Here is a 26,080-nt window from a genome sequence, read left to right on the forward strand (position 1 = left end):
GACTGCGAGCCCACCAGCAGCTCGGCCGTCGACGCCCTCGACGGACTGAGTAAGGCCGCTCGTCGAAGCTGCCAACGCAGAGTAGAACGCGCGCCTGTATGTGCAGCAAGCCCGGACACGGGGCAAGTCGTGGGCTGCGATCGGCGGCGTCCTTGGGACCAGTGGTGAAGGAGCACGGCAGCGGGACACCATCGTGAAGACTCCACCCCCCGGGACCCGCCACCACGATTACCCAGGCGACGAAGAAGGCCCCGGCCGAGTCGGCGGCCGGCACCCGGTAGCTCCCACGTTCTACGACCATCTCCGCTGAGGAGGGTGATTCACCGTCGAGTGGGTGACGCTGAGAACGTTTCGCAAGACGATCGCGACGATCTTCGCTGACGAGATCGGCATGGAGGCGGCGGCCGAGCATCTCGGCCACACGTCCCAAGAGATCACGCGCCGGCACTGCGTGCAGCGCAAGCTGGTCACCAGCGATGTGCGCACGCGCTCGATCGCCTCGCCCCGTTTCTCGTGTGTTCACCGTGGGTGCCACGAAAAACGGCCCCACCCGGGTTGCGGGTGAGGCCGTCTGATCTGCTGTTTCGGTGGAGCTATGGGGAATCGAACCCCAGACCTACTCGATGCGAACGAGTCGCGCTACCAACTGCGCCATAGCCCCGGGAGGTCTTGCGACCAACCGCGAGCCACTTTATCAGCCCGGGGTCGCCTACTCCCAAACGGCCGGTCCGCGGCTAGGGTGGGTGCGTGCCTCGGATGTCTGATCAGCAGTTGGCCGGAGTTCTCGACAATGTGGTTGGGGTGATCAATCCCGTCCTCGATGCGCTCGCCGAGCGGGACCCCCTCGGGCTGAAGGGGCATACCTTCCATGACGACGACCATCCCGACTCGCGCCTGCAGCAGGCCCAGCACGCCGCGTCGAAGCTGCTCGACGTCGCCGAGTGGCCGGGCACCAAGGGCTGGTCGGAGCGGTCGATGCACAAGCGCGCGAGCTGGTGGGTCACCCGGATCGGCACGCTGAACACCGGCGCCGTGGCGTTCCCGGGAGTGTTCGGCGTATGGGCGAAACGGTTACCGATCACCCCGTACCTGGGTTTCGCCAACCAGGCCATGGTGCTGGTGGCGATCGCCCGCGAGTACGAGGTCACCGATCGCAAGCGGCAGGTGCAGCTACTCGCGTCGGTGCTGTGCAAACGCGACCTCACCAACCCCGACGTCACCGCGGAGTCCGGGAAGTCCCTGCCGCCGGAACCGAAGGAACGCGAGAAGTCGCTGTTCGCCGCGATCTGGGATGCGGCGAAGCTGCTTCGCGCCGTCGACGACGAATTCGAGAAGCGTCCCCAGCCGATGGCGCTGTTCCGCATGCTCGCCTACATCCCCGTCGTCGGGGCCCCGGCAACCTACCTCGGCGAGCGCATCGCGCTCTCGAAGGCTGCGAAAGCCGGTCAGGCGTGGCTGGATTCGCATGGCAAGCCGGCGCTGACCACGTAGAAACCCCGCCTCAGAAACAGTTCAGCAGTAGGTATCGATGAGCGATACCCACTGCTGAACGAGTCTGTCGTGGACGGGATCTACGCAGCTCAGCCGACGCGGCGGTACTGCAGGTCTTCGCGGTCCATCCGACGCCGTTGGAAGGGCGGGATGTGGTCGAACACCGGGTCCTCGTCGTCGATCTCGAGAACCGTTGCACCACCGGGGCGCCGAAGTCGCGGAGGCGGGGGCGCGGCAGCGAACTCCGGGACCGCGGCGGCGCGTCGACGACGCTCCTCCTCGGCGCGCGCCGACCGCTTGGCACGAGCAAGGCGCTGCGCTCGGATCTGCTGCTCGGTCTTCACCGCGCGGCGCAGGTACGCGAGGTAGCCCACGAGGAGCAGCCCGAGCACGCCGGTGGCCACCCAGCCGGGCGTCCCCATGACGACGCCGGCCACGATCGCCAGCAACACCAGTACGAACAACCCCAGCGTGACGCGCTGACGCTCCCGGTACTTGAGCTCGCGTTCCTTCTCCGACGAGTAGATGCTCCGCCCGGATCGTCGACCGGTCGACGAACGCGCCGCCGGACGGCTGTCCTCGACCTCGTCGACCGCGACCTCGTCGGTCTCGTCTTCGTGAGTCTCATCTTCGTCGACCGCGGACGGGACCTCGGTGTGCCGCGAGCCGCGGGCGTAGTCGTCGTACTCGTCTTCGTCGAGTTCGTCTGTCGCGTCGTCGTATTCGGCGTCGTCTGAATCGTCGTACTCGTACTCGGCGACCTCGGAGTCGTCGTACTCCGCGCCGTCGACGTCGTCCTCGTACTCGGCGTCAGCGTCGGCCTCTGCCACATCCACGAAGTCGTCGTCGTGCTCAGCGCCTTCGGACGTGTCGTCCGCCTCGTCCGCAACGGTCTCGTCGACCTCGGCGTCGAGATCCCCGTCGAGGTCCGCGGAGACGTCATTCTCCACCGGCTCGTCGTCGGCCGCCGTCGTCCTGGGTTCGGTGTCGTCGTCCACGGATTCGACTGACGACTTCTCTGCTGTCGGCTTCTCGACCTTGGCGCTGCCGGAGCGGCGCATCCGGGCCGTGGGCTTGGTCTCGTCCACATCCGCCGCGTCGTCCTCGGGTGCCACGTCGGTGTCCTTCTCGAGCGTCGCGGTAGCGCTGCGACGCGAGGACTTCCAGGACGGGTCGTGCGGGTGACGGGCCGACGACCGGCGTCGGTTCCCCGATGCGGTCGTGGCACGCGACCCACCACGGTGCAGCAGACGGGTCTTGCGCGCCGCGTCGGTCGACTTCAGGATCTGCGGACGTCCCTTGATGACCATCGGGACCAGCACGAAGAGCCAGACCGCGACGAGACAGACCCACAGTACGGAGTTGGGCATGCGACTCTCCCTTCATTCACTCTGGTCACACGAGGCCACTCCACAATCTAGGGCGACGGCACGTCAGCGCCGGGTAGACGCGCCGGGGCACAGGCGAATCGGGCCCGTTTCACACACGCCTCTCAGCAACTCCGGCGCGCCGGGGGGTCAGTGCGCGCGGAACCGGGCGTCCACCGCGACGGCGATCTCGATGTCGTCGGTGCGCAGGTCGAGTGACGGCGACGACGGCGGCCCGGCGGCGACCGCCAGCGGCATGGCCCGACGCGGTGACGGCACCGCCCCCGAGGCCATGTCCGGGTCGGACAGGAGCACAGGCGTCACCGGCCCACGTCCCACCGCATCGGAATAGGCCTGCGCCTTTCCGATCGCATCGTCGACCGCGGCCCGACGCAGGTCCCGTTCGCGGTCACGCCGGGTCTCTTCGCGGAGGTCCCAGTCGACGTCACCGATCTCGACGGCGTCGACTGCGGCCCAGAGGTCGATGAACTCCGACAACCTCTCGAAGTCGACGAACTCGGCTTCGATGCGGATGCGCGTGTTGTACACCAGGTCCCGCCGCTCACCGGACTCCGAGTACGGGCGATAGGAGCACACCCGGACCGAATCTGCGGTCCACCGGGACACTGCGCCTCCCGTCTCGTGGTCGGCCAGCGCATGCGTCAGATCGGTGTGGACCTCGACCGCCCGCGTGTACACGGCCGGTTTGTCCGGACCCTCCACCCGCACCACGAGATGAAGGATCCCGCGTTCGGGCCGGTAGCGTCCGCGAGCGTTGCCGCGGACGACGATCTCGAGTTCGTCGATGTGCTCGGTCATTCCGAGAGCCTATGCGTCGACGAGCCGATCCGGACTATCGTCGAAATCGGGCATTCGGCGCAGAGGTGGAGGCAGACGGCGTGCGGGCAGACGGCGTGGCGGCGAGCAGCACGGTGCCGGTGCACCGATTGGTGGCATTGTGCGCGACCGCGATGTCGGTGTGCATGCTCGCCGGGTGCGGCTGGATCGCCGACATCGTCTCGGTGCGGGCGGACGCGGCCGACTACTTCACCGCGCCCACCGTTGCCCTGCTCGACGCCGCCCGGCGCGACGACCAGGCGCAGATCCGATCCCTGGTGGCCGCCGGCGCCGACCTCGACGAACAGGGCGGCGATCCGGACACCGACCCGCGCCGGGTGAACATCACCCCGCTGCAATGGGCGGTGGAATTCGAACCGCCGACGGCCGTGGGCGCCCTCCTCCGTGCGGGAGCCGACCCCCACCGGCCGGGTGCCGGCCGATACAACGCCGTCGCCTACAGCGTGCTGCTCGACCGTTTCCGGGCCTTCCGCACCTTCGTCGAGTTCGACGCCGGACTGGTCGAGGCGTCGGACCGGATCGGTGGCAACGTCGTCCATACCGCGGTCCGTCATCGGCGCGGCGACGCCTTGCGCCTGTTGATCGACCGCGGTGCCGACCTCGACTCCGTGCAACCACTGGCCGGGCGGACGCCGCTGTTCACCGCGGCCGACGTCCTCAACATCGACCATTGCCTGATCCTGCTGCGGGCGGGCGCCGATGGCGCACACCGGGATCAGCGCGGTTCGACCTTCCTGCCCGCGCTGTACACCGCCGACGATTCCATCCGGACGGGTTCGTATCTCCGCACTCGAGCGGCGATCGAATCCGAGATGCGCGCGCGGGACTTCCCCATCGAGACCGGCCGCTGACACGATCCGCGCCGCTGCTCATCGGCGGCGGTGCGGGCAGATCCCCACCGGCTCACTGGAACGTCGCGCGGCCCGCCCGGACCAGCGCCTCGGCCGCGCTGCCGGCCACTTCCTCGGCCGTGAGCGCGAACAGCATGTGGTCTCGCCAGCGCTTGTTGACGTCCATGTAGCGCAGTAGCAGACCCTCTTGCCGGAACCCGATGTTGGTCAACACCTTCTGGGACGCCTCGTTGGTCGGCTGCACCGTCGCGTCGAGCCGGTGCAGGCCGACGGCACCGAAGCAGTGGTCGACCCCGAGCGCCACGGCGGCGGTCGCGATGCCGTTGCCGGCGAAGGCCGAGTCGACCCAGTAACCGATCCACGCGGTCCGCACCGCGCCGCGCTGGATGTTCCCCACGGTCAGCTGTCCGACGTACCGGCCGTCGAGCTCGATGACGAACGGAAGCAGGGCGCCACGCTTCGCCTCGGACTTCAGCACCGCGAACAGCGGCGGCCACGATCCCGGCTGATGGCGTTCGGCCCAACTCCCCACGCCGGTCGGTTCCCACGGCAGCAGGGCGTTCTGGTTGCGGATCCGCAACTCGCTCCACGTCTTGGCGTCGCGCATCTTCACCGGCCGCAGCGTCACCGTGCCGGTCCGGGTGCGCAGCGGCCCGAGAGTTGCCGGCCAGCCCGGGCTTCCCTGATTGCCGCTCAACCACCTGAACACGAGAAGAAGTTTATGCGCAGTCACAGTGGCGTCGGCATGAGACCTGAATCTCGAACCAGGGTGGCGTCGACTCGGCTCCTCGCTCCGCTCGGTGCCGGCTCAACCAGCGGGGGTCGGTTCATCCAGCGGGGGCCGGCCCGACCAGCAGGTGCCGGCCCGACCAGCAGGTGCCGGCCCGACCAGCAGGTGCCGGCTCGACCACCGGGAACCGACTCACCCAGCCGAGGCTCACCCGCGTTGCGCGAGGAAGGCCACCTCGACCTCGTCGCCCGTGCCCATCTCCTCGACGTCGGGGTCGACCATGATCAGGCAATTCGCTTCGGCCAGTTCGGCGAGCAGGTGCGAGGACCCGGTCGGCGACGCCCCGAGCACCTGCACCAGGTAGTCACCCGACCGTTCGTCGCGCATCAGCTGCCCGCGCAGGTAACCCTTGCGCCCGCGGACCGACGCGATCGGTCCGATGGTGCGCGCCTTGATGATCCGCCGCATCGGTTGCCTTTTGCCCAGCGCGATCCGGATGAGCGGCCGGACCATCACCTCGAAGGTCACCAGTGCGCTCACCGGATTGGCGGGGAGCAGGAACGTCGGCACCTCGTCGCGACCGAGGCGCCCGAAACCCTGAACCGATCCGGGATGCATGGCCACACGGACGATCTCGAGGTCGCCGAGATCGGCGAGCGCGTCGGCGACAGCGGTCGACGCACTACCGCCGACGGCACCGCAGATCACCACGATCTCGGAGCGGATCAGCTGTGCCTCCACGACTTCGCGCATCCGCGACGCCTCGCGCTCGGCGATCCCGACGCGGTTCACGTCGGCGCCCGCGTCGCGCGCGGCGGCGGCGAGCGCATAGCTGTTGACGTCGTAGATCTGACCGGGGCCGGGTGTGCGGTCGATGTCGACGAGTTCGCTGCCCACCGAGATGACCGACAATCGCGGCCGGGGGTGCACCATCACGCGCGCCTGACCGACCGCCGCGAGGAGCCCGACCTGGGCCGGACCGATGATCGAACCCGCGCGGACCGCGACATCGCCCGGCTGCACGTCGTCGCCGACCCGCCGGACATAGTTGCCGCTCTCCACCCCATGCCCGATCTTGACCTTCTGATCGCCCCCGTCGGTCCAGCGCAGCGGAACCACGGCGTCGGCGAGCGTCGGCATCGGAGCCCCGGTCTCGACGCGCACCGCCTGACGTGGTTGCAACCGTGTCGGTGTGCGGGCGCCCGGACCGACCTCCCCGACGACCGGGAGCGACACGATCATCGGCTCGCCGGGTTCGAGATCGACCAGCTCCGCGCCGTTGGCGTCGAAATCCTCGAGGTCCTCGGGAGCCGGCACCCCGGCCATTCCCACGTCGACCGCACGGACCGCGTAACCGTCGATCGCCGCCTGATCGAATCCGGGCATCGGGTGCTCGGTGACGACCTCTTCGGCACACATCAGCCCCTGCGCCTCGGAGATCGCGACGCGCACCGGTCGCGGCGCCACCGCCGCCGCGGTCACCAGCGTCAGATGATCTTCGACAGACCGCATCTCACCGCTCTTCTCGTCTCAACCGGTCGGCACCGGAACGTGCAGACGCCAGCCCTCGGCGCGTCGTGCACTCGATACAACACGTCGGAAACGTTATCGAGCACTCCCGCCTCGGCGTGCGAGGCGCGCGGATGCAGCCGCCGATCGCGACGCGGACTCAGCTGTCGGCGAGGCGCTTCTCCAGCCACTCGCGCAGATCGGGGCCGTAATCGTCGCGGTCGAGGGCGAAGTCGACGGCGGCCTTGAGGTAGCCGCCGGGATTGCCGAGATCGTGCCGGGTGCCGTGGTGCACCACGACGTGAACCGGCTCGCCCTCCTCGATGAGCAGCGCGATGGCGTCGGTGAGTTGGAGTTCACCACCCGCCCCGGGCTCGATGCGCCGCAGCGCGTCGAAGATCTTGCGGTCCAGGATGTAGCGGCCGGCGGCGGCGAGATTCGACGGCGCGTCCTGCGGTTCGGGCTTCTCGACCATGCCCTTGAGCCGCATCACGTTGGGGTTGTTGGCATCGGGGAGCGGCTCGACGTCGAAGACGCCGTACGCGCTGATCCGTTCCTCGGGCACCTCGATGGCACACAGCACCGACCCGCCCCGGCGCTGCCGTGTGCGGGCCATGACCTCCAGGACGCCGCCGGGCAGGACCAGATCATCGGGCAGCAGAACCGCGACGGCGTCCTCGTCGTCGTCGAGATAGCTCTCGACGCACCCGACCGCGTGACCCAGGCCCAGCGGCTTCTCCTGCACGACCGAGGCGACCTCGAGCAGGTTGGGCGCCTTGCGCACCTTCGCCAGCATGGACTCCTTGCCGCGCGTGGCGAGCGTGTTCTCCAGGACGAGGTCCTCGACGAAGTGGGCGACCACGCCGTCCTTGCCCGGCGAGGTCACGATGAGCAGACGATCGGCGCCGGCCGCCTTGGCCTCTTCGGCGACGAGCTCGATGCCGGGGGTGTCGACCACGGGGAGCAATTCCTTGGGAACCGTCTTGGTCGCCGGCAAGAACCTCGTGCCCAACCCGGCTGCCGGGACTACCGCGGTACGCGGGATCGGCGGAGTGTTGGGTACACCGTCGTACTCACTGAAACCAGCTTTATCCGTCGCACTCATGAATCCACCCTAGGACAGGCGCCGGTTGTCGGCCGGACAGACGGCGGTGACCGGGACCTCATCACACACATTCCGCCGGTCGGATACAGTGCGGGCGTCCCGGCTGTCACCGCCGGGCCGCACACGCCACCGGTGTCGAGACGACGCGAAGGACGGTCGGGTCTTGCCAACGCTGAAACAGCAACTGCGACAAGAGATCGAAGAGCGACGCGCACGCCGGTCAGAGGCCGAACGGGACCGTTCCGCCGCCGCCCTCGCCGAGTGGATGTACGCCTGCCCGTTTCGTCTGGAGTACGACGTCACGGTTGCCGCCCACGTTCCGGTGGGCAACGAACCCGGCTCGAATTCGATGCTCGACGCCTTGGTCGACCGGGGTGTCTCGGTGCTCGTCCCGGTGGTTCCCGACGGCGGTCCCGCACCGTTGGACTGGGCTCCCTACACGGGGCCGGACTCACTGGCTCCCGGGCGCTGGGATCTCCTCGAGCCGACGACCGACCCGGTCGGTGTGACCGCGATCCGCGCGGCGTCGGTGATCCTGGTACCTGCCCTGGCCATCGACAAGAGCGGGGTGCGCCTGGGTCGCGGCGCCGGATATTACGACCGCACGCTGCACGGACTGTCGGCCGATCTCGTCGGGGTGGTCTACGACGACGAGGTCGTCGACTCCCTGCCGTCCGGCGACCACGACGTCCCGGTCGGCTGGACGCTCACACCCGGCGACGGGTTCCGCAGGCTCACCTGATCGCAGGTACGACAGAACCCGGGCGGTGTCGAGGTGACAGCCGGCCCGGGTTCTGCTGGTGACGTTGTCGTGCCGCCGATCAGGCGGGCGTCGCCGCCTTGGTCTCGCTCTTGGTCGACGACGAACTCGACGAGTCCGACTTGGAACTGCTCGACGAACTGTCCGACGACGAGGAACTCGAGGACGACGAGCTCTCCGACGAGGACGACGACGTCGAGGTGTCCGACGACGATCCCGGACGGGAGTCCGTGCGGTAGAAACCGCTGCCCTTGAACACGATGCCGACCGAGTTGAACAGCTTGCGCAGGCGACCCGCGCACTGCGGGCACTCGGTCAACGAGTCGTCGGAGAAGGACTGGACGATGTCGAACTTGTTGTCGCACTCCGTGCAGGCATACGAGTAGGTGGGCACCGAAACCTCCGAAAAGTCAGTAAACGCTGACCAGTGTAACCGACTTTGGCACTCAGTCATTCCGAGTGCTAAGCGCGCCTTCCACCCGGCTTCTGCCGCCCGATTCCCGGCTTGGCGCGCACCGCCGCGCGGCGTCGTGCAAAGTGTTTGCCTAGCCGAAGTAAACGGTTCACCGCACCCTGTCCGCGACGCGCTGCCCGAACGGCAGCACCCACCATCGCTGGAGCCCGACATGACCGATTTCCTGAACGATCTCAACAGCATCATCTGGAGCAATCCGCTGGTGTACCTGTGCCTCGGTGTGGGGGTGTATTTCTCCATACGGTCGAGGTTCCTGCAGATCCGGCACGTGCCCGAGATGATCCGGGTGATGCGTCATGGCGAGAGCTCCCCCGACGGTGTCTCGTCCTTCCAGGCGCTGATGATCTCGCTGGCCGGGCGCGTCGGTACCGGCAACATCGCCGGTGTGGCGACGGCGATCGCCTTCGGCGGACCGGGCGCACTGTTCTGGATGTGGGCGATGGCCTTTCTCGGGGCGTCGACGTCGTTCGTCGAGTGCACGCTCGGCCAGATCTACAAGACGCGCGATCCGCTGACCAACGAGTACCGCGGCGGGCCGGCCTACTACTTCAGCAAGGCACTCGCCCACACCAAGGCGGCACCGTTCTTCAAGGTCTACGGTCTCGTGTTCGCCGCCGTGACCGTGCTCGCGTGCGGGCTGCTGCTCCCGAGCGTCCAGTCCAACTCCATGGCGATCGCGATGAGCCAGGCATGGGGTATCGCGGACTGGGCCGTCGCGGTCGGCGTGGTCATCGTACTCGCGTTCGTCATCATCGGCGGGGTCAAGCGCATCGCGACCTTCGCGACGATCGTCGTCCCGTTCATGGCCGTCCTGTACATCCTGTTCGCGCTCGTCGTCGTGTTCACCAACGCCTCGCAGATCCCCGACGTTCTGCGCCTGATCTTCGCGAGCGCCTTCGGGATCGATTCCGTCTTCGGTTCGGTTGTCGGCGCCGCCGTGATGTGGGGCGTCAAGCGCGGCATCTACTCCAATGAGGCCGGTCAGGGCACCGGACCGCACGCCGCGGCGGCCGCCGAGGTCTCGCACCCGGCGAAGCAGGGCTTCGTGCAGGCGTTCGCCGTGTACGTCGACACGTTGTTCGTCTGCTCGGCCACCGGCTTCCTGATCATCTCGACCGGCGCCTACCGTGTGTTCGAAGGTGAGAGCGCCGACGGCGCGGTGATCGCCGAGGGCGGCCTCCTGCCCGGCGGCACCGACGTCGGTCCCACCTTCGTCCAGATCGGCTTCGACAGCATGTGGAGCGGCGCCGGGTCGACCTTCGTCGCGGTCTCACTGGCGTTCTTCTGCCTCACGACGATCATCGCGTACTACTACATGGCCGAGACCAACCTGCGGTTCCTGATGGGCAAGGCGTCCACGATCTACATCGGTCCGCTCCGCAGCACGCTCGGCGCCAACCTGACCATGCTGCTCCAAGCCCTGATCCTGGTGTCGGTGGCGATCGGCTGCGTCTCCACCGCGAGCGAGGCGTGGACGCTGGGCGATATCGGGGTCGGCCTGATGGCATGGCTGAACATCATCGGCATCCTGATCCTGCAGCAACCCGCATTCAAGGCGCTGCGCGATTACGAGAAGCAGAAGAAGGAGGGCAAGGACCCGATCTTCGATCCGGTCGCCCTGGGCATCGTGGGAGCGACGTTCTGGGAGTCCTATGGTCGGGCCGACGACACCCGAGAGGCCGCGACACTGGCGAAGTAGGGACCTATCCCCCGATGACGTCCTTGTCGATGTCGGGGATGTTGTCGCGGTTCATGTCCGGATCGCGCGCCTGCCGGGCGTCCCACCGGAGCAGGATCGCGGCCAGGATCGCCGAGACCCCCGATCCGACGAGGATCGCCGCCTTCGCCGCGGCGGCGTGATCGTCGGAGCCTGCCTCGAAGCTCAGTTCGGCGATGAGCAACGCGACCGTGAATCCGACGCCGGTCAGCAGGCCCACCGGCAGGAGGTCTCGAATCCCGATCGAGTCGGGCAACCGCAGCGGCGTGAACGTCGTCATCAGCCACGTCGAGCCGAGGACGCCCACGAGCTTGCCGACGACGAGACCGACGACGATGCCGATCGACACCGGCTGCACGATCGACCCGTCACCGCCGACGACGGTCACCCCCGCGGCGGCGAAGGCGAACACCGGCAGGGCAAGCGCGGCCGAGTACGGGCGGACCGCGTCGTCGAGTCGTTCGGTGCGCGGCTGCTCCTCACCGCGGATCGCGACGGCGGGCACGACGAATCCGAGCAGCACGCCGGCAACGGTCGCGTGGACACCGGAGGCGTGCATGAGGCCCCACGCGACGACAGCGACCGGGATGAGGACCGGCCACCACCGCCATGCCTGCCGTACCAGCACGGCGAAGAGGGCCACCGCGACGAGCGCCGCCGCCAGCATGACGAAGTCGATCTCCTCGGTGTAGAACGTCGCGATGACGACGATGCCGAGGAGGTCGTCGACGACGGCGAGCGTCAGCAAGAAAGTCCGTAACGCGAGCGGCAGGCCGCGACCGAAGATCGCGAGCACCGCGAGGGCGAACGCGATGTCGGTGGCAGTCGGGATCGCCCAGCCGCGCAACCCCTCGGGGTCGCCGAGCGCGACCACCACGACGTAGCAGAGCGCGGGGGTGACCATCCCGCCCACCGCGGCGGCGATCGGGACACCGGCGAGTTTCAGGTCCCGCAGGCTCCCGGCCACGAACTCGTGTTTGAGTTCGACTCCGACGACGAAGAAGAAGATCGCCAGCAGTCCGTCGGACGCCCAGTGCGCCAGCGACAGGTGCAGGTGGAGCGCCTCGGGCCCGACTTCGACGTGGAGGAGGGAATCGTAGGTCTCGCGCCACGGCGAGTTGGCCCACACCACGGCGACGGCGGCGGCCACGAGAAGCAAGGCCCCGCTGGTCGTGTCGAGAGCCGCCCAACGCCGCAGTCGGTTCGTCCGGCTGAGTTCTCCGGTGAGGTCATCTGGTGTCCGGTCGGTCATCGCGCTCCTCAGTCAGACGGACAGGTCATCGTCACGCCACCCGCACCGGGCAACGGCCGACCAGACTTCCCGGCACACCGATTATCGATTCTCCCCCACGGGGACGCCGCGGGCCATTCCGGCCCCGTTCGCGAGAACGGTGTCCACAGGGGCCCAGGGCCGACGTCGAGTTGTCCACAGAGAGTTCCGCGAACCGCCGATCCCGGCGAACGGCTTTAGCTTTCGCCTCATGCCTGCCGCGTCGAAGCATCCGTCCAGCGCCTCCCTGGGGCCTCGCCTGCGCGACCGACTGGGTTCCGCGCTGCGGCCGGGGTGGACGCGCAATCTGCTGGTCCGACGCCTTTCCGCCGCGGCTCTGATGGTCGCTGCGGTGGTCTTCGGGGTCGCCGGAACGCGCGCCGACGGCGACGTCGAGGTCCTGGTCGCCGCGCACGACCTGCGGCCAGGTCAGGTCGTCGAATCCGGCGACCTGCAACCGCGGAGGGTCGCGAACCGGACGGTTCCCGACGGGTTCCTGACCGATGTGACACCGGCCGTCGGACGGACGGTGACGGGACGTGTCCGCGCAGGCGAGATCCTGACCGATGCGCGGTTGCTGTCCTCGCACCTGCCTGCCGACCTGACCGGGATCGACGACGCCCGCCTCGTGCCGATCCAACTGTCGGACGACGCGGTGACATCGCTCCTCCGCCCAGGTGACGTGGTGGACGTGCTGACCGAGGAGGCCGAGGTGCTGGCACGGCGGGCAGTCGTCGCCCTCCACGCCGTCGAGCCGCAGTCCGGCGGTCTCGCTCCCAGCCGGACCGCGGCTGCCCCGGTGCTGCTCGCCATGGACGCCGCGGCTGCTCACCGAGTCGCGGCCGCGGGTCTCGACACCTCGCTCGCCGTGGTCCTCCACTGACCGCGGATGCCGATCGCGGCAGGACGACACAGGGGCGCGAATCAACTCAAATGGATCGGTTCGTTCACGATCGTGGATAGGGTAGTACGAGCTCGCACAGCGCATGTCGGATTTGCTCCGATCATGCACAGAATCGCCGGACAAGAGCAGGACATCACCGAAAAGAGGCCGCACACCGTGCTCAAGGGATTCAGGGACTTCATACTCAAGGGCAATGTCGTCGAACTGGCAACGGCGGTCATCATCGGCGCGGCGTTCACCGCGATCGTCACCGCCTTCACCGACGGCATCGTCCAGCCGATCATCAACTCGATCCCCGTCGGCTCCGACGCCGCACAGGGACTCGGTTTCCAGATCACCGACAACCCATCGACATTCGTCGACCTCGGCAGCGTCATCACCGCCGTGATCAACTTCCTGATCATCGCCGCAGTGGTGTACTTCATCATCATCCTGCCGTACAACAAGCTGGCCGAACTGGGCGGCTTCGGGAAGAAGGCGGAGGTCACGGAGATCGCGCTGCTGTCCGAGATCCGCGACCTGCTCGACCCGGAAGGAACCTCGAAGGCCAAGGCGGAAGCCGAGAGCGACCTGCCGCCGCATCTGACCGACCCGGCCGGACCCGCCGGCGACTCATACGGTCCGCCGTCGGGTTCCTTTGCCCCGTATGAGGCGCCTGCCGGAGCCGGTACGACCCAACGCATCTCGAGTCCCCCGTCCCCTCAGGGTCCGCCCTCGCACCCGACTCCCCCGCAATCGGCTCCGCCCCAGTCCGTTCCGCCCCAGTCGGCTCCGCCGCAGAACCGCCCGCCGCAGGGACCGCCACCGGGAGGCCCTACCGGACAGCCGTATCCGACGCCGCAGCCCGCGCCCGGCAGCTACCCGCCGCCCGGCAACTACCCGGGTGCCGGGAACTACCCGCCGCCCGGTCCCGGATCCGGTTATCCCGGTGAGCAGTACCCGGGCGACTTCCCGGGCGAGGGCCCGGACGCGCCGGGTCGTCACTCGCGCTGACCCGGGCCCGGTCTCGCAGGAAGCTGACAGGCGGAACCATCCGAACCCGAAGGTTGGCTCCCTACTTTGGGATTCGTCGCCGGAACGTGCGACCGCACCGGCCCCCACACCGGTGCGACCGAACGAGAACAGGATGATCGAATGCCCAACAAGCCCGCGCAGAACCGTCAGCCGCAGCCCCAGAACCGCCGTCAGGCGCGTCCGCAGCAGCGCAACCAGGCGCGTCCGCAGGCCCGCCCGAAGACGTTCCCGTGGTTCTTCGGTAGCTGACGCCGGCGAGTACCACCGCCTCGAAGGAGCCCCGAGAGCCACGGCTCTGAGGCGCGAGGAGCGATAGCCCCTCGCACCCCGGCTCCCTGAGGTGCGAGGAGCGATCGCCCCGAGCGCCCCGGCTCCCTGAGGTGCGAGGAGCGATAGCGACGAGCCACGAAGGGTTGGTAACTCACCAGCCCTTCGTGGCTCGCTTCGCTCGCACCTCAGGGAACATGGGAAGCGCTGCTTTCGCTCGCACCTCAGGGAACATGGGAAGCGCCGCTTGCGCTCGCACCTCAGGGAGCAACAGCGCCTACGCCGGTGGGTCGACCCGCTGAACCCACACCGTCGGCCCGTCGGTCAGGGTGAATTCCGCACGCACCAACGCATTCCACTTGCGCGCATACAGTTCCGACAACTGCGGATCGCTCGTGCTCGCGGTCACCGGTAACCGCTCGCGCCGTCCACGCTGGATCACGGGGTCGACCAGACCCGCCAGGGTGCCGCCGCGGCGATGCTCCGGGCGGACGAGCGCGAAGATCACCCGGATCGGACGCTCGGCGACCTGCGCCTCCTCAGACTTTCGCTGCAGTTCGGTGAAGCGGTGAACGAAGCCGTCGATCGCCTGCACCTGGTGGCGTGTGCGCGCCTTGAGATCCTCGTCGATCCGTCCCGCCTCATCGGTGGTGGCCGACACCGCGATCAGCGCGATCAGCTCGCCCTGCTCGTCGAAGACGCCGTGGAGCCCGTGCAGATACTCGACGAAGAGGATCTCCCCATACCAGCGGTACGCCTCGACCGGGGCGTCGTCCCCGATGAGCCACCGGTAGACCGGCACCTCACGCAGGCCGTGTTCGAGCAGGTCGAGTGCGGTCTCCCGGTCCGATTCGGACAACTGCCGGCTGGTCGTACCGCCCGCCACCACGCGTTGCGTCATCGGTTCATACCAGCACAGTTGTGTGGCGTACGGCGAACCACCCGGCATGCTTCGGCCGACATGTTCGCCCATTCCGACAGCGGATGAGTTCACGCAGAATTCAACCGTCTCTGGTCAGGACAGGTGGTGGGGTGTGCGGTAATGTCGGCCGCGTTGCTGTCCTCGGGACGGAACGAACGCGCTACACACTCAGATCGTCGACAACCATTAGGAGATTCGCATGTCTGACGCGATCAGTATTTCCTGGATCCGCCTCTACATCGAGGAATTGGTCACCGGTTCCGACGAAGGCGGCGGCTCGGACGGCACGACCGCCGAGTAGTTCGGCCCCACAACGCGAATCGCTGCATCCAGATCAGCGATCTGCGGCGGTGAACAAGTTTTCTCAGGCATGCGCAGTCGACAGATCGCGGCGGCGATACGACCGACGAGACCGCATGCCACCCGTCGGCCGTATGGCGACGGACACGAAAGATCGTCACACGAGAAGGAGTTTGTCATGGGTGAAGTTGTCGGCGGAGGAATCGACTCTGCGATCAAGGATCTTCTGACCGGGTCGCTGGACAGCGACGGCGTCCCGATCGAGGACTAGAAGCACCGGCCGTAGTCTTCGGCCAGACCATCACGTTCGATTCAAGCCACAGAAGGAGATTCACATGGCAACCGGTATCGAGATCAACCTGAGCGAACTCATCCGCGACCTGGACAGCCTGTCGGACGAGGCTCCGACCGAGAACTGATCCACCTTTTTCGCACAACGCCCCCGGCCTATGCCGGGGGCGTTGTGCGTTGCACGCAAGCATCCGAAAAGAACCGCCGGGTCAGCGCACCCGAATGTTGCGAAACGGTTCACCGGAAGTCCATGGACTGTTGACGACCGCATTGTCGAATATCGTATTGTCTGCGTCGTGATCGTCGTTCCTCTGCGAACGACGCCCACGTCCGGAAGTCCACCATCGACGAAGGAGACCACATGGCCGACATCATTCAGGGCGCAATCACCGACGCTATCGTCGAACTGGTCACCGGTTCGATCGAATCGGGTTCGGAAGAAGCTCCCGCGTAGATCTCGATCCGACACGAACCGCCCCGGACTCCGGTCCGGGGCGGTTCTTTCACTTTCGCGCGGGACAATTCCCACCGAATGAAGCATTCTTCGCCGTCATTTTGCGATACAACAAGTGAATCGGACCGGGATATCCGGGGCGGTCCGCTGGGAAACGAGCGCATGTAGACTTCGGAACACTCACGACCGCGCATCCACCGAGCCCGTTGTCGGGGCAGAATCCTTTCCATGCGGTTCGCCAGCGTCACCACGACCCGGAGTAGCCTCACCTGATGCCCGTCACCCGCTCGCTGAGCAAGGATGAGGTCCGCGCGTTGCTCGCGCTCCTGTTCGACGCGCTCCGGACGACCCGGTGGGCCTGCGTCGGCTTCCTCCTCTTCCAGCTCGCGTCGGTGTTCACCACGCTCGCCCAGCCGGCACTGAACGCCGCGATCATCGACGACGGCATCCTGCGCGGCGACGTGGCGACGATCAAACGAGTCGGTGTGCTCATGGTCGTCGTCGCCGTGGCCAACCTCGTGGTGTCGATCGGAGCCACTTTCCTCGCATCCCACATCTCGGCGACCGCCGCGCGCGACCTCCGCATCCGCCTGCACAGCCGGATCAGTGCGTTCAGCGATCCGCAAGTCCACTCCATCGGCCTGTCGAGCCTGCTGACGCGTACCACCGGTGACGTGGGCCAGATCCAGGGATTCCTCTTCGTCGGTCTGACCGTCGTGGTGACCGCACCGTTGATGCTGTTCGGCGCACTGGTGCTCTCGCTGGCGCAGGGCTGGCGGATGGCGCCGGTGCTGGTCGTCGCGGGGACGGTGCTCGTGATCCTGGTCGCGGTGCTCGTCCGACGCCTGGTGCCGTGGGCTGCCCAGCTGCAGCGTCGTCTGGACGTCGTCAACAGGGTGCTGCGCGAGCAGTTGCGCGGAATCGCGATCATCCGGACCTTTCGCCGAGAAGATCGCGAGCGCGCCCGGTTCGCCGCGGAGAACGACGAACTCACCCATGTGGCCCTGCGTCTGGGTCGTCTGCAGGTCCTGATGCTCCCGATGGTCACCGTCGTCTCGAACCTCGCGGTGGTCGCGGTGACCGCGTTGGGTGCCGTCTTCGTCGACCGCGGGGAGATGCAGATCGGCCAGATCACCGCCACGGTGGGCTACCTCGCGCAGATCCTGCTGGCGGTGTCGTTGCTGACCATGATCGCCGGGATCATCCCGCGCGCCGTGACCAGCGCGGGACGGATCACCGCGGTCCTCGACACCGAGCCACTCGACCCGGGTGCTCCCCAGACCGCCGAGGTGTCGACGCCGCCCGCGATCGTCTTCGACGCGGTGTCCGTCTCCTACCCCGGCGCCGAGGCGCCGACTGTCGACGAGGTCTCGCTGTTCTGCGCACCCGGGACGGTCACCGGCATCCTCGGCGGAACCGGGAGCGGCAAGTCGACGCTGCTGTCTCTCCCCCTCCGATTCGCCGACCCGACCTCGGGGCTTCTCCGCTGGGACGAGGACGACGTGACCGGCCTCGCACCCGCGTGGGTTCGGGCTCGCAGTGCGTTCGTGGGCCAGGGCGCCGAGCTCATCACCGGAACGATCGCCGACAATCTGCGGATCGCCCGCCCGGACGCGACCGATGACGAATTGTGGGCGGCCCTCGAGGTCGCCGCGGCCGCCGACTTCGTCTCGACGAGGCCCGGGGCTCTCGAGGCCTCGGTGTCGCAGGAGGGACGCAACTTCTCCGGCGGCCAGCGCCAGCGACTCGCACTGGCCCGCGCGGTGCTCCGCCGGCCGTCGCTGTACGTGCTCGACGACCCCTTCAGCGCCCTCGACGTCGACACCGAGGCCACGATCATCGACCGTTTGCGACGGACCGATCCGGATGCGACGGTCCTGCTCGCCGCGCAGCGGGTGTCCTCGGTGCAGCGCGCCGATGTGATCGCCGTGCTCGACGCCGGACGAATCGTCGACCTCGGCACCGACTCCGTGCTGCGGGACCGGAGTGAGATCTATCGGGAGATCGCCTACGCACAAGCGGTGACCAATGCTTGACCAGAGGCCGCAGGCGCGGCCGGTCGCACCCATCGGGGGTCGGCCGTCGGCACCGTCGCAGAAGGCACCTGCACCGGACGGATCGTTGCGCTGGATCGTGCGGCAACTCGACCTGAGCCGGGGTCGTGGTGCCGCGATCTCCCTCTTCGCCATCCTGGCCGCCGTCGCCGGCGTGGTCGCGCCGATCCTGTTCGGTGCGATCACCAACGTCATCGTCGACGGTACGGTCGGCGACGCGACGATGGACTGGAGACTTCTCTGGACCCTGCTCGGCGTCCAGGTCGGGGTGTTCGTGGCCGCCGCGGCCTGCAGCCTCGCCCAGGGCCAGCTGCTGACCGTCGCCGTGCAGCGGTCGGTGGCCGGGCTCCGTGCGCGCATCGAGGACAAGATCCACCGGCTACCGCTTCGCTACTTCGAGAACACCAGACGCGGTTCGCTGGTGAGCAAGTTGACGGCCCACACCGACAACGCCGCCACCGTGATCGCCCCGGTGCTGGTCACCGTCCCGACCAACGCCCTGACACTCGTCGTCGTCACCGCCGTGCTGTTCGTCATCTCCCCGGTCCTGGCCGCCGTCGCCCTCGTCGCGGCACCGGTGTCGGCGCTGGCCGCGGTCCTGCTCGCCCGCCGGGCCCGGCCGCACCTGGAGGCCCGGTGGACGACCACCGCCGCCCTGACCGGTCACATCGAGGAAGAGCTCAGCGCGCGCCGGATGCTGCAGGCCTACAACGCCGAACCGACCGCGGCACGGCGCTTCCGCGACCTGAACGACAGCCTCTTCTCCTCGGTCCGCTCCGCCCAGTGGATCGGCGGCTCGTTGCCTTCGGTGCTGACCGCGGTCAACGCCCTGGTGTTCCTGGTGCTGGCCGTCCTCGGCGGGATCATGGTGGTCGACGGGCATCTGAGCCTCGGCGCGGCCCAGGTCGTGGTGGTCTTCGCCCAGCAGCTGACCAGCGCGGTCCGCGAACTCGCGGGGTTCGTCACGAAGGTCCAGTCCGGAACGGTGTCGGCGAGCAAGGTCCGCGAAGTGCTCGAGGCCCCCGAAGACGTCGGCGTCGACACCGGCGTGCCGGTGCCCGCCTCGTCCGGCCGCCACCAGCTCCCGCCCGAGATCGTCTTCGACGACGTGGGTTTCGCGTACGACGCGGACAACCCCGTCCTCGAGTCGGTGAGTTTCCGGATGGCGCCCGGCACGACCACCGCCGTGGTCGGGACCACCGGGTCGGGCAAGACCACTCTCACCAACCTGCTGCAGGCGTTCTACACACCCAGCCGCGGATCGATCACCATCGACGGCGTCGACCTGACCGAACTCGGCCCGCAGCAGGTTCGCACCGACATGGCCGTCGTCACCCAGGAGCCGTGGCTGTTCACCGGAACCGTCCGCGAGAACATCGCCTTCGGCATCGACGACGGCCGGGCGGTGGACACCGCACTCGACGACAGCCACGTCGCGCAGATCGTCGCCGCTCTGCCGAACGGCATCGACACCGTCATCGGTCAAGAATCCGAGAACCTCAGTGCCGGCGAGAAACAGCTGGTCACCGTCGCGCGAGCGATCGCGTCATCGCCGAAGATCCTGATTCTCGACGAGGCGACGAGCGCCGCCGATCCCCGTACCGAACTGCTCGTCCAACGCGCCCTGCACCGCCTGCGTGCCGGGACGACCACCTTGCTGATCACTCACCGCATGGCCACCGCCGCATTGGCCGACATGATCGTCGTGCTCGACGATAGGGTGATTGCCGAGGCCGGGACCCACCAGGAATTGATCGCCGCGGGCGGTGTCTACGCCCGCCGGTGCGGACTGGTGCCCGACGGCACCCGGGACGACGAGCGGGTGGACGGCAACAGTCCGAACGGTCCGGACACGGGATCGAACCCGTGACAGAAGGCAGGAGCCAGCGCGGGTCGGAACATCGGCCCGTCGTCTCCCGATCAGGAGGAAACGTGTACAGCAGTCTGCGCAGGCTCGGGATGGCGGCAGTGGTCGCCCTCAGCGTCTCGCTCGTCGCCCCGCTGGCCGGTGGGGCGAGCGCGGCACCACGACTGGTCGACGCCGGTTCACCCGGCCGTGTCACCGACATCGTGGTGCATTCCGACGCGATGAATCGCGACGTCCCGCTCACGGTGATCAAGCCGGCCGACGAGTCGAAGCCGCGCGGGGTGCTCTACCTGCTCAACGGTGCCGGCGGCGGCGAGGACCGCGCCAACTGGCTGGAGAAGACCGACATCGTCGAGTTCACCCGCAACAAGAACCTCTACGTGGTGATCCCGAATGCCGGACAGTACAGCTACTACACCGACTGGCAGAAGCCCGATCCGGTTCTCGGTGTGCACAAGTGGTCGACCTTCCTGGGCAAGGAGTTGCCCGCGGTCGTGGACGCCACCTACAACACCTCGGGCCGCAACGCCATCGGCGGGATCTCGTCGTCGGCGACGTCGGTGCTGAATCTCGCCATCGAGCACCCCGACCTCTACGAGGCCGTCGGCTCCTACAGCGGCTGCCCGACGACGTCGGATCCGTTCGGACAGGAGTACATCCGTCTCGTCGTGGAGACGCGCGGCGACGGCGACGCCACCAACATGTGGGGCCCCTACGGCGGTTCCGGTTGGCGCGCACACGATCCCGTGGTCAACGCCGCCAAGCTGCGCGGTCAGAAGCTCTACATCAGCAATGCCGGTGGCCTGCCCGGACAGTACGACAATCCCCGGTACGTGAAGGATCTGGACACCCTCGCCGACCAGGTCGTCGTCGGTGGCGTGATCGAGGGCGCCACCCTCGGATGCACCGTCCAGCTCCTCAACCGTCTCGGTGAGCTCAACATCCCTGCGACCGTGGATCTCCCGCCGACCGGCACCCACTCATGGCTGTACTGGCAGGACCAGCTGCACCGTTCGTGGTCGTTCTACGAGCGCGCCCTCCGGTAGCCCCCGCCTCGCTCGCCGCGACCCCATCGGTCCGGCAGCGGTGAAACACCCCTCGCGCAGCTCGACTCGCCGGTCGGCGAGTTCGAGAACGCGCGGGTCGTGGCTGATGAGAAGCGTGGTCCGGGTGGACGCGATCGTCGCGAGTGGTCCCAGGATCTCACCGACGCTCTCGTCGTCGAGACCGGTGGTCGGTTCGTCGAGGACGAGCACCGGCCGGTCCCGCAGGACCGTGCGCGCCAGTGCGATCCGCTGTCGCTGACCGCCGGACAGATTCTCTCCTCGTTCGGTGACCTCGGCGTCGAAGCCGCCGTTCATCGCCGAGATGAAGCCGGCCGCACCCGCGGTCCTCGCGGCCTCGACGATGTCGGCCTCCGTGGCGGTGTCGTCGCCGAAGCGGATGTTCTCGGCGATCGTGCCGCGCATCAGGGCCGGTTGCTGGTGCAGCACCGACAGGTGCGCCCGCAACCCGGCCACGTCGAGATCGCGGATGTCGGTGCCGTTCAACCGGATCGTGCCGGTATCGGGGTCGTACAGACGCAGCAGCAGGTACGTCAGGGTGCTCTTGCCGGCGCCGCTGGGACCCGTGATCGCCAACGTCTCACCCGCGCGGATCTCCAGTTCGGCGTCCTCGAAGACCGGACACCTGCTGTCCGGGTACGCGAAAGACACGCCGGTCAGCGTCAGGGTCGCCGGGCCGGAGTCCGCGACCACGGGTGAGGCAGGGGCCCGGACGGTGACACCCGACTCAGCAGGGTCGGGCTCGGGTTCGACGAGATGCTCTTCGGCAGCACCCATCGGCGCGTCGAGGACCTGGGCCACCCGCTCGGCACTCGCGGTCGCGGACGTGACCTCGACGACCAGGCCGCCCAGCGTCTGGATCTGCGGGTAGAGGTAGCCGAGGTAGCCCGTGAGGGCGATGAGTGTGCCCAATTGCGCCTCGCCGCGGGAGATCTGCCACGCCCCGACTGCGATGACGGCGATCATGCACAGCACCTCGACGACCGTGACGGCCTCGGCGAAGGCGGCGTCGGCCCGCAGTTCGGACATCCGGGCATCACGCCACCGCCGGCTCTGGTCTCCGACGCGACGCCGGTGACGCGCGGTCTGATTGTCTGCCTGCAATGCCACCATGGCGCCGATCCCCTCGGCGACCAGCGAACTGATCTGCCCGGCCGCCTCCCGCTCCCGGCGCGAGGCGCGTTTCACCGCGGCACCGAATCGACGGGCGATCAACCAGAGCAGCGGCGCGAGGATCGCCGCGATCAGCGCCAGCTGCCAGTTCGTCACGAACGCCGCGAGACCATAGACCAGCACGCTCACCGCCGCGACGACGCCGGCGACCACCCCCGACGACAACAGACTGTCGACCGCCTCGACATCACCGGTGTTGCGCGACACCAGGTCTCCGCTCCCGAACCGGCTCCGCGCATGCGGCGCGAGCCGCTGGGTGTGCGTATACAACTGATCGCGGAGGCGCAGCAGCACCGTCTCGGTGACGTTTCCGGTGAGCATCCCGCCGGCGTACGACGTCACCGCGCCGAGCACCGACACCCCGACCCAGATCATCATCGGTGTCCTGAGCGCGCTGAGGTCCCCGGTCACGAGCACCTCGTCGACGATGTGGCCGAACAGCGCGACGGTGACGACCGTGGTGCCCACCTGCACGAGGTGGAAGACGACCGCGACGGCGAGCTGCCACCGTAGGCCGGCGAGCAGCGGGGCGAACCGCCGGACGGTGGCCGGCACGGAAAGCGTCGCCGGCCCGGTGCCGGAACCCGACATAGCTGGCGCCGACTCCGGCACGGCTCGATCGTCAGCCGTTCTCGATTCGGTTGCGGTGCTCACTTCTCTTCTCGCTCCTCGCTGGCGGGACGGGACCGCCGCGACCGACACTACGGCCGATGACCGTTGAAAACCCATGCGAGAAAGCCGGTTACAGGAGACTCACAGCGACACCGCAGCGACCGGACAAAAAACCGCGGGGCGGGAATCCGTTCGGATTCCCGCCCCGCGGCGTGGAGAGAAAGAGTCGATCAGCCGAGACTGAACGGCTTGCCGTTCAGCGCCACGACACCCTTGACGGCGTCGGTGCTGACGGTCACCTGGATGAAGGCGCGAGCCGCGGCGTAGCCGGCGCAGCTCTCGACCTTGAACTGCTCCTGGCTGAAGACGACGCCACCCTTCTGACCCTTGAAGGTGTAGGCGTTCACGTTGTAGTTCTTGTACGCGGTGTCGTCGCCGGAGGTCTCGTTGACGAGCCACTGACGCTTGACCTCGCCCGGGCCGAGCGAGAAGCCGCCGCCGACCTCTTCGCCGTCGAGGCCGCCGCCGACGGTGACGTTCGACGGGTCGCTGTAGTCGAGTCCGCCCTGCAGACCCGGCACAGAGGCCTCGCCGCCGCCGAAGTTGACCTGGCAACCGACGTCGTAGCCGACCTTGATCGAGCCACCCTCGGCCTTGCCGCCGACGGTCACGCGGACCTTGCCCGACAGCCAGACCTCACGGGTGGTGGGCACGTTGCTGATCGGACGCTGGACGTTGACGTACTCGTCGAACAGCTGAACGGTGACGGGGGTGCCGTCGACCAGGGTCTTGGTGATGGTGCCACCCGCGAGCGGGCCGGCGGTGGCGCCGCCGGCGCCCAGGCTGGTGAGGCCCATCGCGACGGCACCGGTGATACCGGCCGCCGCAACCACGCGACGCGTGATGTTCTTCTTCATGATTCCCCTTCGTGGAATATCGATCTGCTCAGGGCAGACAAGTCAGGTGGAGCTGGTTTATCTGAGCTGATCAGCCGATGGTGAAGGGCTGGCCGTACAGGGTGGACTGGATCAGGGTGCCTTCGCCGCTGACCTTGCCGTCGTCAGTGCTGTAGCCCTTGGCGCCGATGGTCTTGACCGCCGAACGAGCCGAGGCGTAGCCACCGCACTGGTTGAGGTTGAAAGAGAGCTGCGACAGCTGGACGGCTGCGACACCGGAGTCGGAGAAGTCCTTGTCGGTGATGTCGACGACCGCGACCTGACCGGGCTTCAGCGGGAGGCCGAGCGAGCCGGACAGCGTGGTGGCGGTGAGGCTGATCGCGCCGCTGAGGTCCAGCGTGATGCCGCTGACGTCGACCTGGCAGCCGATGATGTACTTCACGGCCAGGTTGCCGCCGACGCCTGCCGACGCCTTACCGGAGTAGGTGCCGGAGATCACGAAGCCGCGCGAGGCGGGGTTGTTCGCGACGGTCGGGATCGGGTAGGCACTCTCGGCGGTACGCCACGTCTGAATGGACTCACCGTCGATGCCGGTCGCGTTCTTGTAACCATTCGGCAGCTTCACTGCCGACGCCTCACCGGCACCCATGCCGGCCAGGCCCACGACCGCGGCCGAGGCGATCGCGACCGCGCCCGCGGCGCGGCGCAGCCCAAGCTTGCTGAACTTGCTCATTCGTTCCCTCTCACAGGATTCGGCTGTTACCCCGCGGAATGCACTCACACCCGCAAGTCATGACCCTCGACGTTCGATGGGCTTCCACACAGTTACCACTAAGCGCGCTCTTACGCATGTCTTAGCTGTCGTTAAGAATCCATCGAATTCCTGGTCACTGCTGCGTTGTCATTCGCGACAGATCGCAGGACTACCCCCGGTCCCCGACTCTGGGGACCGGCGTGTCGTCGAGCCGAACGTTATCGGAGGGGTCTCAAGTGGGGCAACAGGAGGACTCGAGCGTGTCACGAACAGGCCACGCACCATCGTGAATACCGAATTCGCCAGCGATCGAAAGGCGAAAGTTAACGACAGGAAAACACCCTGCTGTGCCCGCGTGCGGGACGCTCCTACTCACTCGTAATGAGGCGGTCGTTGCGCTTCGAACCAATCCTTAGAACGCCCTGTGTGATGTTGATCACTATCGTCTGAAGTCAGTTCAGGAAGGTCGTCCCCGAACACCGAATCGAGGCGACGACGCCGCGCAGCTCGATGCTGCGCGGCGTCATCATCGCTGCTCATCGCGGATTTCTCGGGGCCTGCGGGCTCGTGTGCCACCGGGTCAGATGTCCAATCGAGAGGCGGTCATCGCCCTGTTAACCAGGGGTTTTCTTAGCATTGCTGAACAGATTTCGCAGCCCAGAAACGGTGGGCTGAGCGACCTGGATCAGAACTCGCTGATCGACTCGATCACGTACTTCGCGAGGGGCGCCGCGGTCGCCATGCCGTCGCGCACGGCCGCGCGCGAATTGGCCAGGTTCACCACCAGCGTCTGGCCGCTGATTCCAGCCAGGCCGCGCGAAAGTCCACCATCAGTGGCCCCCGCGGCGAGGCCGGAGCTGCGGACGGCCTCTTCGATGCCGCGCAGACGTCGATCCAGGAGGGGTTCGGTCGCCTCCGGCGTCACATCCCGGGCGCCGACGCCCACCCCGCCCACCGACACCACGAGGTCCACCCCGCCGATCACCGCGGTGTTGAGGGCGTTGCGGATCTCCACCTCGTCGCCGGAGACGACGACAGCGGCGTCGACGTGGAACCCGGCCTCGGCGAGCAACTCGCTCACGAGAGGGCCGAGCAGACGCTGATCCTCGCCGTGCGCCGCTTCGTCGTCGACCACGACGACCAGTGCGCGGCCGATCTCCTCACCCTGCGGACGGTGGGTGGCCTGCTCGTGCCGGGCGACGAATTCACGCGCCGCGGCGTCGGCGGCGACCACATCCGCGGGATCGACCGGTCCCGGACCGCCCGCGAGACGGACGTCCAGCGAGTTCTCGTCGATGTCGGTCTCGGCGGAGACGACGGTGTTACCCGGTTTGCGCGAAGCAGCGTCGGACATGACAGGCCCTTTCTATGGGTG

The 26,080-nt window shown here is 67.7% G+C and carries 23 protein-coding genes and 1 tRNA gene; 11 read left to right on the forward strand and 13 right to left on the reverse strand.

Annotation, left to right across the window (positions count from 1 at the left end; genetic code table 11):
• Nucleotides 1-334 precede the first annotated feature (334 nt).
• Nucleotides 335-565 carry a hypothetical protein gene (locus CA982_RS10140; protein WP_086535199.1) on the forward strand — a complete coding sequence of 77 codons (231 nt, stop codon included), beginning with the start codon at nt 335-337 and terminating at the stop codon, nt 563-565.
• A 23-nt stretch (nt 566-588) separates the two neighbouring features.
• Here the strand turns inward: CA982_RS10140 and CA982_RS10145 are convergent.
• Nucleotides 589-661, reverse strand: a tRNA-Ala gene (locus CA982_RS10145).
• Nucleotides 662-747: 86 nt separating this feature from the next.
• Here CA982_RS10145 and CA982_RS10150 point away from each other — a divergent pair.
• Complete coding sequence (locus tag CA982_RS10150; protein ID WP_086535200.1) at nt 748-1,491, forward strand: hypothetical protein; 744 nt, start codon at nt 748-750, stop codon at nt 1,489-1,491.
• 89 nt (nt 1,492-1,580) lie between these two features.
• Here the strand turns inward: CA982_RS10150 and sepX are convergent, their stop codons facing one another.
• A complete protein-coding gene (gene sepX, locus CA982_RS10155; protein WP_086535201.1) occupies nt 1,581-2,861 on the reverse strand; it encodes a divisome protein SepX/GlpR in 1,281 nt (426 codons plus the stop codon).
• A gap of 147 nt (nt 2,862-3,008) precedes the next feature.
• Nucleotides 3,009-3,677: an SIMPL domain-containing protein gene (locus tag CA982_RS10160; RefSeq protein ID WP_086535202.1), complete on the reverse strand. Its 669-nt coding sequence runs from the start codon at nt 3,675-3,677 to the stop codon at nt 3,009-3,011.
• Between the two features lie 80 nt (nt 3,678-3,757).
• On the opposite strand from CA982_RS10160, the gene CA982_RS10165 reads away from it, so the two are divergent.
• Nucleotides 3,758-4,567 (forward strand): ankyrin repeat domain-containing protein, encoded by an 810-nt coding sequence (locus tag CA982_RS10165; protein WP_144066016.1) that lies wholly within the window; start codon nt 3,758-3,760, stop codon nt 4,565-4,567.
• Between the two features lie 52 nt (nt 4,568-4,619).
• Here the strand turns inward: CA982_RS10165 and CA982_RS10170 are convergent, their stop codons facing one another.
• The 3 genes from CA982_RS10170 to CA982_RS10180 all read right to left on the reverse strand — a co-directional run bounded on the left by CA982_RS10170 (nt 4,620) and on the right by CA982_RS10180 (nt 7,911).
• Complete coding sequence (locus tag CA982_RS10170; RefSeq protein ID WP_086535204.1) at nt 4,620-5,276, reverse strand: GNAT family N-acetyltransferase; 657 nt, start codon at nt 5,274-5,276, stop codon at nt 4,620-4,622.
• A 228-nt stretch (nt 5,277-5,504) separates the two neighbouring features.
• The gene (gene glp, locus CA982_RS10175; RefSeq protein WP_086535205.1) at nt 5,505-6,809 is read right to left on the reverse strand and encodes a molybdotransferase-like divisome protein Glp; all 1,305 of its coding nucleotides are present in this window, start codon (nt 6,807-6,809) and stop codon (nt 5,505-5,507) included.
• 157 nt (nt 6,810-6,966) lie between these two features.
• Nucleotides 6,967-7,911, reverse strand: a complete 945-nt coding sequence (locus CA982_RS10180) for a UTP--glucose-1-phosphate uridylyltransferase (RefSeq protein WP_004020030.1) — start codon at nt 7,909-7,911, stop codon at nt 6,967-6,969.
• Nucleotides 7,912-8,074: 163 nt separating this feature from the next.
• Here CA982_RS10180 and CA982_RS10185 point away from each other — a divergent pair, with 163 nt between their 5' ends.
• Nucleotides 8,075-8,653 (forward strand): 5-formyltetrahydrofolate cyclo-ligase, encoded by a 579-nt coding sequence (locus CA982_RS10185; RefSeq protein ID WP_086535206.1) that lies wholly within the window; start codon nt 8,075-8,077, stop codon nt 8,651-8,653.
• Nucleotides 8,654-8,732: 79 nt separating this feature from the next.
• Here CA982_RS10185 and CA982_RS10190 read toward each other — a convergent pair whose 3' ends face one another.
• Nucleotides 8,733-9,065, reverse strand: a complete 333-nt coding sequence (locus CA982_RS10190) for an FmdB family zinc ribbon protein (RefSeq protein ID WP_208617924.1) — start codon at nt 9,063-9,065, stop codon at nt 8,733-8,735.
• Nucleotides 9,066-9,297: 232 nt separating this feature from the next.
• Between CA982_RS10190 and CA982_RS10195 the strand changes: the two genes are divergently transcribed.
• Nucleotides 9,298-10,845: an alanine/glycine:cation symporter family protein gene (locus CA982_RS10195; protein ID WP_086535208.1), complete on the forward strand. Its 1,548-nt coding sequence runs from the start codon at nt 9,298-9,300 to the stop codon at nt 10,843-10,845.
• A gap of 4 nt (nt 10,846-10,849) precedes the next feature.
• Here CA982_RS10195 and nhaA read toward each other — a convergent pair whose 3' ends face one another.
• Nucleotides 10,850-12,115, reverse strand: a complete 1,266-nt coding sequence (gene nhaA / locus CA982_RS10200) for a Na+/H+ antiporter NhaA (RefSeq protein ID WP_086535209.1) — start codon at nt 12,113-12,115, stop codon at nt 10,850-10,852.
• A 229-nt stretch (nt 12,116-12,344) separates the two neighbouring features.
• Here nhaA and CA982_RS10205 point away from each other — a divergent pair, with 229 nt between their 5' ends.
• The 3 genes from CA982_RS10205 (at nt 12,345) to CA982_RS27065 (ending at nt 14,300) form a co-directional block, all read left to right on the forward strand.
• Complete coding sequence (locus tag CA982_RS10205) at nt 12,345-13,016, forward strand: SAF domain-containing protein (protein ID WP_086535210.1); 672 nt, start codon at nt 12,345-12,347, stop codon at nt 13,014-13,016.
• Nucleotides 13,017-13,193: 177 nt separating this feature from the next.
• Entirely contained in the window at nt 13,194-14,030 is an 837-nt protein-coding gene (gene mscL / locus CA982_RS10210; protein WP_086535243.1) for a large conductance mechanosensitive channel protein MscL, read from the forward strand.
• 141 nt (nt 14,031-14,171) lie between these two features.
• Nucleotides 14,172-14,300, forward strand: coding sequence for a hypothetical protein (locus CA982_RS27065; protein WP_255220176.1), 129 nt, complete (start codon nt 14,172-14,174; stop codon nt 14,298-14,300).
• Between the two features lie 295 nt (nt 14,301-14,595).
• Here CA982_RS27065 and CA982_RS10220 read toward each other — a convergent pair whose 3' ends face one another.
• Complete coding sequence (locus CA982_RS10220) at nt 14,596-15,219, reverse strand: hypothetical protein (RefSeq protein WP_086535244.1); 624 nt, start codon at nt 15,217-15,219, stop codon at nt 14,596-14,598.
• A 1,338-nt stretch (nt 15,220-16,557) separates the two neighbouring features.
• Between CA982_RS10220 and CA982_RS10225 the strand changes: the two genes are divergently transcribed.
• From CA982_RS10225 to CA982_RS10235, 3 genes are all read left to right on the forward strand, one after another.
• Entirely contained in the window at nt 16,558-18,321 is a 1,764-nt protein-coding gene (locus CA982_RS10225) for an ABC transporter ATP-binding protein (protein ID WP_086535212.1), read from the forward strand.
• On the forward strand, nt 18,314-20,209 hold the full coding sequence (locus CA982_RS10230) for an ABC transporter ATP-binding protein (protein ID WP_086535213.1): 1,896 nt from the start codon (nt 18,314-18,316) through the stop codon (nt 20,207-20,209). The genes CA982_RS10225 and CA982_RS10230 overlap by 8 nt, the downstream gene beginning before the upstream one ends.
• A gap of 62 nt (nt 20,210-20,271) precedes the next feature.
• A complete protein-coding gene (locus tag CA982_RS10235) occupies nt 20,272-21,252 on the forward strand; it encodes an alpha/beta hydrolase (protein WP_086535214.1) in 981 nt (326 codons plus the stop codon).
• On the opposite strand, the gene CA982_RS10240 is transcribed toward CA982_RS10235, so the two are convergent.
• From CA982_RS10240 to CA982_RS10260, 4 genes are all read right to left on the reverse strand, one after another.
• On the reverse strand, nt 21,187-23,097 hold the full coding sequence (locus CA982_RS10240; RefSeq protein WP_086535215.1) for an ABC transporter ATP-binding protein: 1,911 nt from the start codon (nt 23,095-23,097) through the stop codon (nt 21,187-21,189). The genes CA982_RS10235 and CA982_RS10240 overlap by 66 nt on opposite strands.
• Before the next feature lie 188 nt (nt 23,098-23,285).
• Nucleotides 23,286-23,972: an MspA family porin gene (locus CA982_RS10245; RefSeq protein ID WP_086535216.1), complete on the reverse strand. Its 687-nt coding sequence runs from the start codon at nt 23,970-23,972 to the stop codon at nt 23,286-23,288.
• A gap of 70 nt (nt 23,973-24,042) precedes the next feature.
• Nucleotides 24,043-24,684, reverse strand: coding sequence for an MspA family porin (locus CA982_RS10250; protein WP_086535217.1), 642 nt, complete (start codon nt 24,682-24,684; stop codon nt 24,043-24,045).
• A gap of 706 nt (nt 24,685-25,390) precedes the next feature.
• Nucleotides 25,391-26,059 carry a MogA/MoaB family molybdenum cofactor biosynthesis protein gene (locus CA982_RS10260; RefSeq protein WP_086535219.1) on the reverse strand — a complete coding sequence of 223 codons (669 nt, stop codon included), beginning with the start codon at nt 26,057-26,059 and terminating at the stop codon, nt 25,391-25,393.
• Between the last annotated feature and the right edge of the window lie 21 nt (nt 26,060-26,080).

It is taken from the genome of Gordonia lacunae (genome assembly GCF_002149015.1).
Taxonomy (GTDB): Bacteria; Actinomycetota; Actinomycetes; order Mycobacteriales; family Mycobacteriaceae; genus Gordonia; species Gordonia lacunae.

Coding starts and splice junctions, on each gene's coding strand:
- sepX (WP_086535201.1), bottom strand. CDS start 2,861: ATGCCCAACTCCGTACTGTGGGTCTGTCTCGTCGCGGTCTGGCTCTTC.
- CA982_RS10160 (WP_086535202.1), bottom strand. CDS start 3,677: ATGACCGAGCACATCGACGAACTCGAGATCGTCGTCCGCGGCAACGCT.
- glp (WP_086535205.1), bottom strand. CDS start 6,809: ATGCGGTCTGTCGAAGATCATCTGACGCTGGTGACCGCGGCGGCGGTG.
- CA982_RS10180 (WP_004020030.1), bottom strand. CDS start 7,911: ATGAGTGCGACGGATAAAGCTGGTTTCAGTGAGTACGACGGTGTACCC.
- CA982_RS10195 (WP_086535208.1), top strand. CDS start 9,298: ATGACCGATTTCCTGAACGATCTCAACAGCATCATCTGGAGCAATCCG.
- nhaA (WP_086535209.1), bottom strand. CDS start 12,115: ATGACCGACCGGACACCAGATGACCTCACCGGAGAACTCAGCCGGACG.
- CA982_RS10205 (WP_086535210.1), top strand. CDS start 12,345: ATGCCTGCCGCGTCGAAGCATCCGTCCAGCGCCTCCCTGGGGCCTCGC.
- CA982_RS27065 (WP_255220176.1), top strand. CDS start 14,172: ATGCCCAACAAGCCCGCGCAGAACCGTCAGCCGCAGCCCCAGAACCGC.
- CA982_RS10220 (WP_086535244.1), bottom strand. CDS start 15,219: ATGACGCAACGCGTGGTGGCGGGCGGTACGACCAGCCGGCAGTTGTCC.
- CA982_RS10225 (WP_086535212.1), top strand. CDS start 16,558: ATGCCCGTCACCCGCTCGCTGAGCAAGGATGAGGTCCGCGCGTTGCTC.
- CA982_RS10230 (WP_086535213.1), top strand. CDS start 18,314: ATGCTTGACCAGAGGCCGCAGGCGCGGCCGGTCGCACCCATCGGGGGT.
- CA982_RS10245 (WP_086535216.1), bottom strand. CDS start 23,972: ATGAAGAAGAACATCACGCGTCGCGTGGTTGCGGCGGCCGGTATCACC.
- CA982_RS10250 (WP_086535217.1), bottom strand. CDS start 24,684: ATGAGCAAGTTCAGCAAGCTTGGGCTGCGCCGCGCCGCGGGCGCGGTC.
- CA982_RS10260 (WP_086535219.1), bottom strand. CDS start 26,059: ATGTCCGACGCTGCTTCGCGCAAACCGGGTAACACCGTCGTCTCCGCC.